At 71.4% G+C, this 12,926-nt stretch carries 21 protein-coding genes; 20 read left to right on the top strand and 1 reads right to left on the bottom strand.

Features of this window, described 5'->3' with window-relative positions; translation table 11 throughout:
- The first annotated feature begins 24 nt into the window (after positions 1–24).
- The 18 genes from JM949_RS07710 to JM949_RS07625 all read left to right on the top strand — a co-directional run bounded on the left by JM949_RS07710 (position 25) and on the right by JM949_RS07625 (position 10,658).
- Positions 25–537 (top strand): hypothetical protein, encoded by a 513-nt coding sequence (locus JM949_RS07710; protein ID WP_203147748.1) that lies wholly within the window; start codon positions 25–27, stop codon positions 535–537.
- Positions 538–550: 13 nt separating this feature from the next.
- Positions 551–1,063 (top strand): hypothetical protein, encoded by a 513-nt coding sequence (locus tag JM949_RS07705; RefSeq protein WP_203147747.1) that lies wholly within the window; start codon positions 551–553, stop codon positions 1,061–1,063.
- 15 nt (positions 1,064–1,078) lie between these two features.
- Positions 1,079–1,990 (top strand): hypothetical protein, encoded by a 912-nt coding sequence (locus JM949_RS07700; protein ID WP_203147768.1) that lies wholly within the window; start codon positions 1,079–1,081, stop codon positions 1,988–1,990.
- Between the two features lie 3 nt (positions 1,991–1,993).
- The gene (locus JM949_RS07695; protein WP_203147746.1) at positions 1,994–2,182 is read left to right on the top strand and encodes a hypothetical protein; all 189 of its coding nucleotides are present in this window, start codon (positions 1,994–1,996) and stop codon (positions 2,180–2,182) included.
- A complete protein-coding gene (locus JM949_RS07690) occupies positions 2,179–2,922 on the top strand; it encodes a DNA cytosine methyltransferase (RefSeq protein ID WP_203147745.1) in 744 nt (247 codons plus the stop codon). Before JM949_RS07695 ends, JM949_RS07690 begins: the two co-directional genes overlap by 4 nt.
- A gap of 8 nt (positions 2,923–2,930) precedes the next feature.
- Entirely contained in the window at positions 2,931–3,581 is a 651-nt protein-coding gene (locus JM949_RS07685; RefSeq protein WP_203147744.1) for a hypothetical protein, read from the top strand.
- On the top strand, positions 3,578–3,817 hold the full coding sequence (locus JM949_RS07680; protein WP_203147743.1) for a hypothetical protein: 240 nt from the start codon (positions 3,578–3,580) through the stop codon (positions 3,815–3,817). Before JM949_RS07685 ends, JM949_RS07680 begins: the two co-directional genes overlap by 4 nt.
- A 69-nt stretch (positions 3,818–3,886) precedes the next feature.
- Entirely contained in the window at positions 3,887–4,261 is a 375-nt protein-coding gene (locus JM949_RS07675; RefSeq protein WP_203147742.1) for a hypothetical protein, read from the top strand.
- Entirely contained in the window at positions 4,258–4,482 is a 225-nt protein-coding gene (locus JM949_RS07670; RefSeq protein ID WP_203147741.1) for a hypothetical protein, read from the top strand. The genes JM949_RS07675 and JM949_RS07670 overlap by 4 nt, the downstream gene beginning before the upstream one ends.
- Before the next feature lie 15 nt (positions 4,483–4,497).
- A complete protein-coding gene (locus JM949_RS07665; protein ID WP_203147740.1) occupies positions 4,498–4,818 on the top strand; it encodes a hypothetical protein in 321 nt (106 codons plus the stop codon).
- A 147-nt stretch (positions 4,819–4,965) separates the two neighbouring features.
- The gene (locus JM949_RS07660; RefSeq protein WP_203147739.1) at positions 4,966–5,130 is read left to right on the top strand and encodes a hypothetical protein; all 165 of its coding nucleotides are present in this window, start codon (positions 4,966–4,968) and stop codon (positions 5,128–5,130) included.
- A complete protein-coding gene (locus JM949_RS07655) occupies positions 5,127–5,366 on the top strand; it encodes a hypothetical protein (RefSeq protein WP_203147738.1) in 240 nt (79 codons plus the stop codon). The genes JM949_RS07660 and JM949_RS07655 overlap by 4 nt, the downstream gene beginning before the upstream one ends.
- Positions 5,367–5,574: 208 nt before the next feature.
- Positions 5,575–6,105: a helix-turn-helix domain-containing protein gene (locus tag JM949_RS07650; protein WP_203147737.1), complete on the top strand. Its 531-nt coding sequence runs from the start codon at positions 5,575–5,577 to the stop codon at positions 6,103–6,105.
- Entirely contained in the window at positions 6,092–7,369 is a 1,278-nt protein-coding gene (locus JM949_RS07645) for a PBSX family phage terminase large subunit (protein WP_203147736.1), read from the top strand. Before JM949_RS07650 ends, JM949_RS07645 begins: the two co-directional genes overlap by 14 nt.
- A 15-nt stretch (positions 7,370–7,384) precedes the next feature.
- Positions 7,385–7,639 carry a hypothetical protein gene (locus tag JM949_RS07640; RefSeq protein WP_203147735.1) on the top strand — a complete coding sequence of 85 codons (255 nt, stop codon included), beginning with the start codon at positions 7,385–7,387 and terminating at the stop codon, positions 7,637–7,639.
- Complete coding sequence (locus JM949_RS07635) at positions 7,639–7,911, top strand: hypothetical protein (protein ID WP_203147734.1); 273 nt, start codon at positions 7,639–7,641, stop codon at positions 7,909–7,911. The genes JM949_RS07640 and JM949_RS07635 overlap by 1 nt, the downstream gene beginning before the upstream one ends.
- A gap of 14 nt (positions 7,912–7,925) precedes the next feature.
- Complete coding sequence (locus JM949_RS07630) at positions 7,926–9,509, top strand: phage portal protein (RefSeq protein ID WP_203147733.1); 1,584 nt, start codon at positions 7,926–7,928, stop codon at positions 9,507–9,509.
- Positions 9,510–9,512: 3 nt separating this feature from the next.
- Positions 9,513–10,658 carry a phage minor capsid protein gene (locus JM949_RS07625; protein ID WP_203147732.1) on the top strand — a complete coding sequence of 382 codons (1,146 nt, stop codon included), beginning with the start codon at positions 9,513–9,515 and terminating at the stop codon, positions 10,656–10,658.
- Here JM949_RS07625 and JM949_RS07620 read toward each other — a convergent pair.
- Positions 10,655–11,086 carry a hypothetical protein gene (locus JM949_RS07620; RefSeq protein ID WP_203147731.1) on the bottom strand — a complete coding sequence of 144 codons (432 nt, stop codon included), beginning with the start codon at positions 11,084–11,086 and terminating at the stop codon, positions 10,655–10,657. The genes JM949_RS07625 and JM949_RS07620 overlap by 4 nt on opposite strands.
- Before the next feature lie 92 nt (positions 11,087–11,178).
- On the opposite strand from JM949_RS07620, the gene JM949_RS07615 reads away from it, so the two are divergent.
- Positions 11,179–11,970, top strand: a complete 792-nt coding sequence (locus JM949_RS07615) for a hypothetical protein (RefSeq protein ID WP_203147730.1) — start codon at positions 11,179–11,181, stop codon at positions 11,968–11,970.
- Positions 11,903–12,907 (top strand): major capsid protein, encoded by a 1,005-nt coding sequence (locus tag JM949_RS07610; RefSeq protein WP_203147729.1) that lies wholly within the window; start codon positions 11,903–11,905, stop codon positions 12,905–12,907. Before JM949_RS07615 ends, JM949_RS07610 begins: the two co-directional genes overlap by 68 nt.
- The last annotated feature ends 19 nt before the right edge of the window (positions 12,908–12,926 follow it).

The following is a 12,926-nucleotide window of genomic DNA, read 5'->3' as shown; positions in this document are numbered from 1 at the left end:
GCCGAACCGCCTGAGGAGCACGCCATGCCCGAGAACCTGTTCAACACCGCCGAGCAGCACGCCCCCGCCCCGACCACACGCGAGGGCGCGAACCGCGAGACATGGGTGAAGCACTACGCCGCCCAGGCCCTCGCCGCCTACGCCATGTTCCGCGCCGAGACCCGCACCCTGCCGCGCAACGCCGAGCCTGACTCCCGCCCGGACCTCGGCTACCTGATCCTGGCCGCCGTGTCGTCGACCGCCGTCGTTGCGGCCCTGACCGACCAGACCGACTACGCCCCGAAGCTGATCTGGGACCTGACCCCCGAGGCGGGTGCGCTGAACGGCGAGTGGGAGGACTGGCTGACCGACGTCCTCGTGCGGCGTGGCATCAACCCCGGCCTCATCGACCCGGACGTCGACCCTGCCGACTTCACGGCGGCGACCCGGACCCTCGGGCCGAGCGACGTGCCGTACGTGTGCCCCGGGTGCGGCGAGACGGCCTACCTCCACGTCCCGGGGTGCCCGGCCACCACCACCACCATCCCGACCGCCTGAGGAGCGCGCCGCCATGGCCACCACGACGATCCCCGAGCAGCCCGACGGCATCGAGGACGACAGCTACGACCTACCCCACCCGGCCCGCGCCGCCGAACGCGTCCGCGAGTACATCTCCGCCTTCGGCGACGGGCTCTACGACGTCCAGGACGGCCAGCCGCTCTACGGCCGCGACCTCGAAGCCATCGCCCGAACCGCCCGCGGCGCCGTGAAGCTCTGGCGCTGCACGAAGTGCGGGAAGTGGTCCCACGCCAAGCGGAAGCCGAAGCAGCACCAACGGTTCGTCGCGACCGGGAGAACGGTCGTGGGCTGGGCGGGCGAGCCGGTCTATGGACCGGACGGCGAGTTTCAGGCGTGCGGCCCGTTCGCCGAGTGGGTCGCCGCGCCCACCCGTGGCCCGCTCTCCGTCCCGGAGCCGACCCCGGCCCCGCTGACCACCGTGCCGTCCCGGCCGCACCGCGACGAGCCCGCACTCCACCGGCCCATCACCACCGTCCACCTGCCCGCCGCCAACGTCCCCGCCTGACCGGAAGGCCCCGCCATGACCGACGACGCAGACCGCGCCATCACCCGAGCCATCGACGCCCACACCGCCACCTACCACCCCGGCCAGCCCTGCTCCGAAGACCCGGACGGCCGATGCGCCGCTCTGCTTCACCGCGTCGGAACGCTGTCCGACCGAATCCCGCTCACCCGCCCCGTATCCACCACCCGCGAACGCCTCACCGACGCCCGCACCTGCGGCCACACCCCGGAGCAGCACCGCCACACCGACGGCCAGGCCGCCGACGACGCCAGCCACGACCGGGCCATGCGGAAGGTCATCGCGCAACTGAAGCAGGCGCGCTTCGACCTCGCCGCCGCCCAGGAGCTGATCGCCGTGGTCGACGACGCCGCGGAGCGGATCGACCGGGCACGAGCGCGGTACGCCACCGCGCCGGAAATGAGCCCTACCGAGGTGGACCCCGAGCCGCTGGAGCCGACCGCCGGTGAGGCCCGCCGGCAGCTCGACCAGGCCATCACGAACGCACTACCCCTGGCCGGCAGGAGGGTCAGCGACCTGCTCCAGGCACTCCAGGGCGAATTGGCGCGCGTCGACTCCGGCCGCGCGGCCATCGACGACGAAGCGGAGGAGCCCCCCGGTTCCCCGTCGCCTCGCGCGCAGGACGACACCACCCACCCGCTCGGCAAGCTCATCCGCGCCGCCAGCGCCGTCTACCACGCCCGGGACACCGTCCTGCCGCGCCGGGAAGCCCTGGCCGACCTCGCCGCCGTGGCGGACGAGGTCGGCGACCTGGACGAGCAGGCGTTGCGGGATCGGGTGGAGCACGCCATCCGCGCCCGCCTCGCCGACGCCTGGGTCACGCTCCCGATCGACGACGTGTGGCTCGACCAGGTGGCCGCTGTCGCTGCGGTCGCCGCCGTCCAAGCCCTCACCGACAGCGAGGGCTGACCGGTGGGCCGCATCGCCATCGCAGCCGCCATCACCGCCACCGCCTACATCGCCGCCATCAGCCTCCTCCTCGCCCTCGCCGCCGCCGCCGACTGGACCTACACCCCCGGCAGCGCGGTTGCCCTCGCCATCGCGGCCGTGTGGATGCCCCAAGCCCTCGCCATCGCCCTACTCGCCCGGAGGCGGTCGTGAACTACCTGTCGCTGTTCTCCGGCATCGGTGGGCTCGACCTGGGCCTCGACCGCGCCGGCATGACCTGCGTCGGCCAGGTCGAACTCGACCCCTACTGCCGCACCGTCCTTGACCGCCACTGGCCGGAGGTACCGAAGCATGACGACGTCCGCACCGCCGTCGACTGGTGGACCGCTCGCCCAAGACCCGCTGTTCGACTGGTCGCCGGCGGCTTCCCCTGCCAGCCGTTCTCCACGGCCGGTCTTCGCCGCGGTACCGGTGATCCCCGCTGGGGCTGGCCCTGGTTCCGCGCTGTCGTTCGCGCAGTACGACCCGACTACGTCCTCGTGGAGAACGTCGCAGCTCTCCTTGACGACGCCGACGCCTTCGGATGGATGCTCGGTGACCTGGCCGAGGACGGGTTCGATGCGGACTGGACGGTGCTATCCGCGTGCGCCGTGGGTGCACCACACATGCGGGAACGACTGTTCCTTGTGGCCCACCCCTACGGCCTCGATGGGACGCAGGGGCTGGGGTCTTGGCAGTGGCCGCCAGCGGTACCGCCGCGAGACGTACGAGCGGGTGCGTGGCTTCATCCGGTCGACGGGCTCATGGAGGCCGAGCGGCGAAGCGGTCGAGTGGTTGATGGGGTTCCCGACGAACTGGAGTCGGCCCGCGTCAAGGGCCTCGGGAACGCCGTCGCCCCCGCCGTCGGAGAGCAGATCGGCCGCCTGATCACCGCCCACGCCATCGCCGCCTGAGGAGCACCGTGACGCACCCGCACCACCTGCACGCCACCGCCGCCGCCTGGTCCCTCCAGGCGGCACGCGGACGGCTCGCCGACTACGCCGCCGACGAGGCCGCCCACATCGCCGCAGAAGCGCTGGAAGTTCCATCCGTGCTCCGCTCCACCGTCTACGGCGGACGGCACGCCAGCGGCGGCCACAGCGACCCCACCGTCGGCATGCTCGCCGTCGCCGACCGACCCGACCGGCGCAACCGGTGGGCCGAGATGGCCGAACGGTGCACCGGCAAGCTCTGCTGGCTCGTTGGGCAGCTCCCCGGGACGATCGACACCGCCGACCCCATCGCGGTCATCCTCAGCCGCATCCCACAGCTCCAGCCCGGCACCGCCCGCACCGTCGCCCAGCACCTGGCCGACGAAGACGCCTGGGTCCGGCAGGCCCTCGGCGTCCGCCCCGACCGCGCCCACCTCGACGGCGTCGACTGCCCGCACTGCGGCGAACGGCAGCTCGTCGTCCAGACCGCCGGGCCGGTCGACGCCTGGACCGTCGTCTGCGCCACCGGCCGACCGTGCACCGGCCAGGGCTGCCCGTGCGGGATGCCCGGGGCGGTCGAGGGCGTCGCCCACATCTGGTGGCGGGCGGACGTCATCGGCGCCGTCGGAGGTGCCCGGTGAAGCCGTTCGTGGGAGCGCCGACCGTAGACGCCGGTTGCGCCTACTCGGCCGACCTCGACCAGCCGGCCTGCGGTCAGCCCGTCACCGTGCACGTCATCGGCCGGGCTGAGGGGTGGGGCTGGGTCAGCCTGAAGAGCTGCGCCGAACACGCACCTGTCGCGGTGGCGGGGTGCGTCGAGATCGGGGACATCCATCCTGCCGAGGGCTGCTCCGGTGAGCACCATGCCCCGGCCTGACGTCATCGGCGCGGTCGCGGGGGCCGCACCGTCCCAGCAACAGACCACGGAATGACCAAGGAGATTGAGATGAGCTACCTCAACCCGCACACCCACCAGCTCGACACCCCGCCCCGCCCCCGAGTCGTCGTGCTCTGCGGCTCCACCCGATTCAAGGACGACTTCGAGCGGGTCAATCGAACGCTCACCCTCGGCGGGCACATCGTGGTCGCCCCCGGAGTCTTCGGTCACGCCGACGGCATCGAGCTGTCAGAGGCCAGCAAGACCGCACTGGACGCACTTCACCTCCGGAAGATCGACCTGGCCGACGAGGTGATCGTGGTCAACCCGGGCGGCTACATCGGCGACAGCACCCGGAACGAGATCGCCTACGCCGAGCGGACCGGGAAGCCGATCGGCTACCTGGAGCGCCCGGCGGTCGCCCCGATGCGCCCCCAGCCGTGACCGCCCCCGCCGCCGTGCCGGAGCCGGACGACTGGCGCATCCTGGTCGCCGCCCACGAACACCCCGACCACGACGAGTGGGTCACCGAGCAGGCGCAGGCCGAAGCCGAGAGGAGCGGGCTGACCCTCGGCGCGTACCTCGGCCGGGAAGACGCCCTCGGTCCGCTCCGGACGCCCGAACTGTGCTGCCACGTCTTTGCCGCCAGCAAGCCGACCACCTGACCGAAGGAGAGCACCATGGCCCAGACCCCCGGATCCGCCGTCGACCTGATCGAGCACGCCAGCGGGATCATCGTCGCCGCGATGGAGCAGCCGCACAGCGCCCCCTACCACTGGGCGGGTGCGCTGTGGGAGGCCGGCATGCTCCACGGACCCGGCAGTGTTCCCGATCGGGAGGGCGGCCACCACCTCCTGGCCGCACTGCGCAGCGTCCTCGCCGACCGCGAGCGCGAGCTGCTCGACCTCAAGGGGCCGTGCTCCGGAGCGCAGGGCCAGAAATGCCGGCTGCACTACGCCCACTCCGGGCCCTGCGACATCGAGCCCACCCGGAAGCCCTGAGCGATCGTGGCCCGTGGCGTGAGTCCACCTCGCGTCACGGGCCGCTCAAGGTCAACCATTCACAGTCAGCACTCAGAAAACGCACCCCATAGTTACCATTATGGTGTGCAGGGCAGGGAATCAGCCTAGGAAGGTACGATGAGGATCGTGGACGACCTGACCGAGGCCGAACGTCAGACCGCCGACGAACTACTCGCCCGCGCCGCGTGCGCCCATCCCGACCGCGTGGACATCTCCACCGCCGCCGACTCCGATCGGGTGCTGCTCTGCCCTGCGTGTGGCGACCAGTGGCGCGAGGAGCGGCCCGCATGATCTACGCCGCCGGCCGCTACTGGGGCACCGACCGCGAGATCGCCGCAGCCCTCGGCCCCGACGTCACCCCCGCCATGATCCGCCGCTGGCGCGACCCCCGCCGCTGGAAGAACCCCACCGACGCGCTGCTCACCATCGAGGGCCGCTCACCCCTCGACCAGGCCGCCGCCATCGAGGTCGACAAACGACGCTCGACACGCGGACGGCCGCGCCGACTTGACCTTGCCACCGTCTGACCCCATGATTTGTTCATCCACCTCTTAGGCGAGGTGTGCCCACAGCCCGGCAGGTCGACCAATCAGGTCCCGCCGGGCTGATGTGCGTCCGGGGACGGGACGCGGGCGGGAACGCGGGCAGGCCGGTGCGGCGCTGGCCTGCCCGCACACGCCACACCGTCCCAGCCCACCCCACCTGACCGGACAAGGTGCCGGGACGGAGCAGACCATGACCACACGCACCCCGCCCCGCCCCGTCACCCAGGACGACTACGACCAGGTCCGCGAGCTGCACGCCCAGGACCTCAGCCGCAACGAGATCGGCCGCCGGATCCGCCGATCCGGGAAGACCGTGAGCGAGATCGCCGCCGAGCTGGGCCTGACCTTCGACCGGTCCGGCACCCGGGCCGCCACCGAGGCCCGCAAGGACGACGCCCGCGCGAAGCGCGCCCGCCTGTCCGTTGCCCTGCTCGACGACGCCGAGCGGCTCCGCCAGCAGCTCTGGAAGGAAGCCAAGGCCTTCAACTTCGGCGGCAAGGACAACACCTACAACGAGGTGACCCTCGACGAGCCGACCTTCGCCGACAAACTGAAGATCATGCAGGCGACGGGCATCGCCGTCGACAAGGCCGTCCGCCTCGACGAATACGACGCCGACCCCGGCATCGACGCCGCGAAAAGCATGCTCGGCGCGCTCGCCGCCGGCCTCGGCGCCGCATACGACCAACTCAACCGCACCGAGCCCGATGCCAGCAGTTGACCTGGCCACCGTCGGCCGGACGCTCGCCCCCGTGCACCTGCGATCCCTGGTCGAGTCCACCGCCCGCCTCAACATCTGGCAGGGCAGCGTCCGATCCGGGAAGACCGTCGCGTCGCTGCTGCGGCTCCTGATCGCCATCGCCAACGCACCAACCTCCGGGCGGGTGCTGCTCTTCGGGAAGACCCGCGAGTCCGTTCACCGGAACGTGTTCGCCGTCCTCACCGACCCGGCCCTGTTCGGTCCCCTCGCCCGCCTGGTCAAGTACAACCCCGGCGCGCCGACCGGCAGCATCCTCGGCCGTGAGGTCGACGTCCTCGGCGCGAACGACTCCAAGGCCGAACCCAAGGTCCGGGGCATGACGCTGTGCCTGGCGTACGGCGACGAACTGACCACCATCCCTGAGGCGTTCTTCACCCAGATCCTGGCCCGCCTCTCCGTCCCAGGCGCGCAGCTGTTCGGGACCACCAACCCAGACTCGCCGAACCACTGGCTGCGGAAGAAGTACCTCCTCCGGGTCGGTGAGCTGAACCTTCGGACCTGGCACTCCACCCTCGACGACAACCCGCACCTCGACCCCGCGTACGTCGCCGACCTGAAACGCGAGTACGTCGGGCTCTGGTACAAGCGGTTCATCACCGGCGCGTGGGTCCAGGCCGAGGGCGCCGTCTTCGACATGTTCGACGAGGACCGCCACGTCGTTCAGGTGCTCCCCGCGATCCACCGCTGGATCAGCCTCGGCATCGACTACGGCACCCGCAACGCCACCGCCGCGCTCATCCTCGGCGCCGGAGACGACGGCCGCCTGTACCTCACCCACGAGTGGCGGCACGACCCCGCGGTTGCCCGCCGGCAGCTCACCGACTCGGGTCTGTCCCGGGAGCTGCGCGCCTGGCTCGGCGGCCTGGAGGTGCCCGGCGCGACCGGCCTGACTGGGCTGCGGCCGGAGTGGACCGTCGTCGACCCCGCTGCCGCGTCGCTGCGGTTGCAGCTCCACGAGGACGGCCTCACGCCGGCGCTGGCCGACAACGCCGTCCTGGACGGCATCCGCCTCGTGTCGTCGCTGCTCGGCAACGACCAACTGCGGGTGCACGCCTCGTGTCAGGGGCTGATCGACGAAATCCCTGGCTACTCGTGGGACGACAAGGCCGCCGAGCGGGGCGAGGACGCCCCGATCAAGGCCGATGACCACTCGATCGACGCCGCCCGGTACGCGATCAAGACCCCTGAGGTGCTGTGGCGACCGCTGCTGCGCCGCGCCGCATAGACAGAAGGAGCCACCATGCAGAAGCCGAGTATCGGCCGGGTCGTCATCGCCTTTGTCGACCCGATCGGCAACAACGGCGCCCAGGAATGCCCGGCCGTGATCACCCGAGTCTGGGGTGAGCGGAAGGACGGCGGCTGGACCGTGAACATCAAGACCCTGAAGGACGGCAACGTCGACGAGTGGCTGACCTCGGTCGCGTTGTTCGAGAACGAGGGCGCGGCCATGGACCACGACCCCAAGCGCTCCTGCTACTGGCCGCCGCGCGTCTGATGCGCCCCACGCCGATTCCCGACAACGAGGTATGGCCCGGATCCTTCCGAGCCGTCCTCTCGGGCCCGTCCGGAGACCTGACCGACCCCACTGTCGCTCCCGTCGAGGTCATCTTCGACCGAGGTCAGGAGACCGGACAGGCCCGCGCGTGCGTCCGCTTCGAGCTGGAGCCCGGCGACCTGGAGAAGCTCGCCGCTGGCGGGACGATCTGGCTCGGCGTGTACGGCCCGCTGCCCGTCTTCACCGTCGACGTCAAAGCACCCGGCGAGTAGCCCGAGGAGGTCAGGTGCCGATCCCCACCGACGGCTCCTGGCCGCCGCCCGCCGTCCAACCCGCCTACGACTCGTACCGCGACTGGGACGCCTGGTACGCAGGCGACGCCGACCGGCTCCGCAACGTCTACGCCAACCGCGTCGGTGACCGCCCGAAGACCCGCCCGGGCCAGCGCGCGGGCGGCCTGTACGGGCTCGTCTCCCGGTGGCTCTGGGGCGCGCCGACGCCAACCGGGCAGCGCGACGGCCGACTCCACGTGCCCCTGCCCGCCGACCTCGCCGCCACCTCGGCGAACCTGCTGTTCTCCGAGCCCCCGACGCTCGACCACGAGACGCCCGCGGTCATGGAGCGCCTGGAGCAGCTGGTCGAGGACGGCCTGGCCACCCTGCTGCTCCACGCCGCCGAAGCCGGATCCGCCCTCGGCGACGTCTACCTCCGCCCGGTCATCGACCTCGACGTCCACCCAGACCGGGCGTTCCTGGCCGCCGTGCACGCCGACGGGGCAATCCCCACCATCCGCTGGGGCAAGCTCACCGAGGTGACGTTCTGGTCCACCGTGCACGAGGACGGCGACCAGCACCTACGGCTCCTGGAGCACCACGAGGTCGTGAACAAGGCCGGTCGGATCGTCTACGGGCTGCACGAGGGCACCCGCGACAAGCTCGGCCGGGCGGTGCCGCTCACCGAGCACACCGCCTCGGCGTACCTGGCGGACCTGGTCGACGCCGACAGCGCACAGGCCACCGGCCTGGCCCGCCTGGACGTGGTGCGGGTGCCGAACGCCGGCCCGCAGCGCCTCTGGCGCGCCACCCCCGGCCTGAAGTACCTCGGCCGCTCCGACTTCGACGGCAACGAGCAGTGGTTCGACGCCCTTGATGATGTGTGGACGTCCTGGATGCGGGACCTGCGCCTGGCCCGGTCCCGGATCATCGTGCCGGAGTACATGCTCCAATCCTTGGGCCCCGGCAAGGGCGCGACGTGGGACGCCGACCAGGAGATCTTCACCGCGCTCAACGCACTGCCGACCCAGCAGGGCGTCGGCATTACCGCGTCGCAGTTCGCGATCCGGCACGCCGAGCACAAGGCCACCGCCGACGCGATCGTGGAGACCGCCCTGCGGCACGCCGGCCTGTCCTCGCAGACCCTCGGCGAAGAGGGCGACGTCGCGGTCACCGCCACCGAGGTTCAAGCCCGCGAGCGGCAGTCCTTCACGACCCGGGGCAACCGGATCGGCACCTGGGCGCCCGCCCTGGCTGACGCCATCGAGCTGCTCCTCGAGCTGGAGTTCGCCCGCCGCGCCGACCTGAAGGGCGACCGCCCCGACCCCGTAAAGGTCAACGTCGAGTTCGGCGACAGCGTCTCCGAAGCCCCGGAGACGACCGCCCGAACCCTGCAACTGCTCTCCGCCGCCGGGGCCGTGTCGACCGAAACGATGGTCCGCATGGTCCACCCCGACTGGGACGAACCCCAGGTCAAGGCCGAGGTAGAGCGGATCAAGGGCGACGCACCACCCGTCGTCGAGGTCGGCGGGGCGCTCGGCGCACTCGCCGGCAACGAGCCGCCAGCGGCCGACGATGGGCCACCGGACCAGGAGTAGCCCATGGCGCTCACCGGCGAGCAGATCGAGGCCGTCACCCGCAGCACCGTCGACCTGTACCGGGCCGCCGAGCAAGCCATCCTCCGGGAGGTCACCCGGCACCTGCTCGCCGGCATCGACGCCCCGACGTGGGCCGTGGAGCGTCTCGGTGCGCTGGCCACGCTTCGGCGCACCGTCGAGCAGGTGCTCCAGCAGGTGGAGGCGGACGGGGCCGAGCAGATCCGCGAGACGCTCGCCCGCGCCTACCGGACCGGGCAGGCCGCGGCAACCACCGGCGTGCCGGCGCAGCTCCTGCCCCGTGACCCGGACGCGGTCCGGGCGGCCGGCCTGGTCGCCGAGGTCGTCACCCGCGCCGGGGTGGTGGAGAACCTGGCCGCCGCGTTGGTCGCCGACGTCGGCGAGCGGCATTCCAACGTCCTGCGGCACGTCCTGGACGTGTACCGCACGGTCATCCAGCAGGCCACCGCCGTGTCGGTGGCCGGCGGGCAGACCCGCCGGCAGGCGTCACAGTTCGCGTACCGCCGGTTCATCGACCAGGGCCTGTCCAGCTTCACGGACAGCCGGGGCCGGGTGTGGCGGCTCTCCTCCTACGTGGAGATGGCCGTCCGGACCGTCACCCAACGCGCCGCCGTCCAGGGGCAGACCGACCGCCTCCAGACTCTCGGCCTGGACCTGGTCATCGTGTCCAACTCCCCGCGCGAGTGCGAACGCTGCCGACCGTGGGAGGGCAAGGTGCTCTCCATCTCCGGCACCCGGCGGGGCCGGGTGGAGATGCCCAACCGGGTCGGTGCCGGCACGGTGACGGTGGACATCGCCGGCACGGTGTCCGAGGCCCGCGCGGACGGGCTGCAGCACCCCAACTGCACGCACGCCCTCCGCGTCTACCTGCCCGGGGCGACCAAGATCCCAAAGGGCGACCTGGCCAACGCCAAGGGCTACGAGGCCAAGCAGCGGCAGCGGGAGATCGAGCGGCAGATCCGCCACTGGAAAGAACGCGAGATCGGGGCCCTCGACGATGTGGACAAGGCGTACGCGGTCGACAAGGTCCGGCAGTGGCAGGCCGAGATGCGCCGGCACCTGGCCGACAACCCCGAACTGAAGCGGCTCCGCTACCGCGAGACGATCGGCGCCGGGAACCTGCCGGGCTAGGAACCCGCCTGTTGAGCGATCAGGACCATGTCCTTGCGCGTCTCTGGGCCAGTGAGGTGCTGATCCCGGCTCGTCCACGACAGCACCACCCGGCCGGCCTGCCTCGTGTCGCCCGCCTTCGACAGCTCCTTCGTCCACCTCGCCGCCGTCGCCTCATCGTCGAACGCGACGACCGTCACGGCGTCCGTGGTGATGCGAGACGCGCAGCCCTTCGCCGAGTCGCCCTCCTTGGCCGCGCAGCCCGAGGTGGTGTCCGTCGGGTTGGGCAGCGGCCACTTCTCCGAGATGGCGTCGACGACCCGCTGAGCACCTGTCGGCTCACTGGCCTGCTGCGGGTCCCCGCCAGCGCTGGCGAAGCCGATGGCCGCGCCGACGATCGTCAGCGGCACCACGGCGAGCGCGACAAACCCAGCTGTCCGTGCCTTCATGCGTACCTCCTGTAGGTGACGCGGGCACGGTACCGGCCGCCGGCAAGTGCCGACGGTCACCAACCCGACACGACCGCCTCAAGGAGGCACACGTGGACCGCACCACCCTGCCCGGCTTCGTCAACCCGCTCACCGGTCGCCGCGTCATCCCGGGCACGCTCCTGGGTCACCGCCGCGACGGCCGCCCGATCTACGCCATCGCCGGCGGATCGGGTGAGGGCGACACCGGCGGGGGCACCGACGGCGACCAGGACGGCACCACCGACCAGGACGCCGACAGCAAGAAGCCCGACATCAAGGGCGACCTCGACCCGGACCGCGCGGCCCGCGCCATCGCGGCCGCGCGCGAGGGCGAGAAGAAGGCCAAGGAGGCGAAGAAGGCCGCCGACGAGCGTGTCGCCGCTGTCCTCGCCGCCGCCGGCCTCACCCCGGACGGCAAGACCGACCCCGCCGAGCAGCTCAAGGCAGCCGCCGCCGAGCAGGACAAGGCCGTCGCCCGAGCCCGAGACACCGCCGTCGAACTCGCCGTCTACAAGTCCGCCGCGAAGAGCGCGCCGACCCCGACGCCGTCCTCGACAGCCGCGGATTCCTCAGCTCGGTCGCCGACCTGGACCCCGACGCCGCCGACTTCACCGACCGCGTCACCGCCGCCATCAAGGCCGCGGTCAAGGCCAACCCGAAGCTGTCCGCCACCGCCGCCCAAGGGGCCGGCAAGCAGGGCGCGGACCACAACGGGGCGGGCGGCACGAAGTCGAAGCCGAAGACCCTCGAAGAAGCCATCGCCGCCAAGCTCGGCGGCTAACCACGGAGTAGACCATGCCCGTAACCCTCGCCCAGGCGAAGCTCAACGCCACGGACGATGTCGACGTTCAGATCATCGATGAGTTCCAGAAGTCGTCGGACGTCCTCAACCGGATCACCTTCGACGACGTGGTCTCCGGCGCCGGCGGCGGCGCGACCCTCACCTACGGGTACATGCGGCAGATCACGCAGCGCGGCGCCGCGTTCCGTGCCATCAACAGCGAGTACACGCCCACCGAGGCGACCAAGCAGCGGTACACCGTCGACCTGAAGCCCCTCGGTGGCAGCTTCCAGGTGGACCGGGTGCTCAACCGGGTCGCCCAAGCCCGCGAGACCGCGTTCCAGATGCGGGAGCTGCTCAAGGCCACCTCGGCGAAGTTCAACGACGCGTTCTTCAACGGCGACACCGCCGTCGACGCCAACGGATTCGACGGCCTGTCGAAGATCCTGACTGGCAGCACGACCGAGTACCTGCCGCTGAACAACGGCGTCTCCGTCGGCTACCTCGACTGGACGGCCGTCAACACCCAGGCGCTCGCGTTCGCGCAGATCGCGCACATCGACGCCTGGCTGGGCACGCTGGAGCGTCGGCCCGACGTCATCTACGCCCCCCGCAAGGCAAAGGCACTGTTCAAGACCGTCGCGTCGTTCGCCGGTCAGTACTCCATCGACAAGGACGACATCGGGGCTGTCTTCGGGATGTATGACGGCATCCCGATCGTCGACCCGGGCACCAAGGACGGCAGCAACACGGACGTGCTCGCCCTCAACACTCGGGACGCCGACGCGGGCGGGGCCGGCGGCAACATCGCTAACCTCGCGGACCTGTACGCGGTGAGCTTCGGCCTCGACAGCGTGCATGGCGTGGCGATGGCCGGCGGATCGCTCGTGAGCAACTGGATGCCGGACTTCTCGACCGCCGGCGCCGTGAAGACCGGCGAGGCCGAGATGGGACCGGTCGCGATCGTCGCCAAGAAGACCAAGGGTGTGGCCGTTCTGAGGAACGTCAAGGTCGCCTAGGTAACGTAAAATCGGGGGC

Origin of the sequence: Micromonospora tarensis (assembly GCF_016803395.1) — a bacterium.
In the GTDB taxonomy this organism is placed as follows: Bacteria; Actinomycetota; Actinomycetes; order Mycobacteriales; family Micromonosporaceae; genus Micromonospora; species Micromonospora tarensis.
This window is presented reverse-complemented; position numbering and strand designations above follow the sequence as displayed.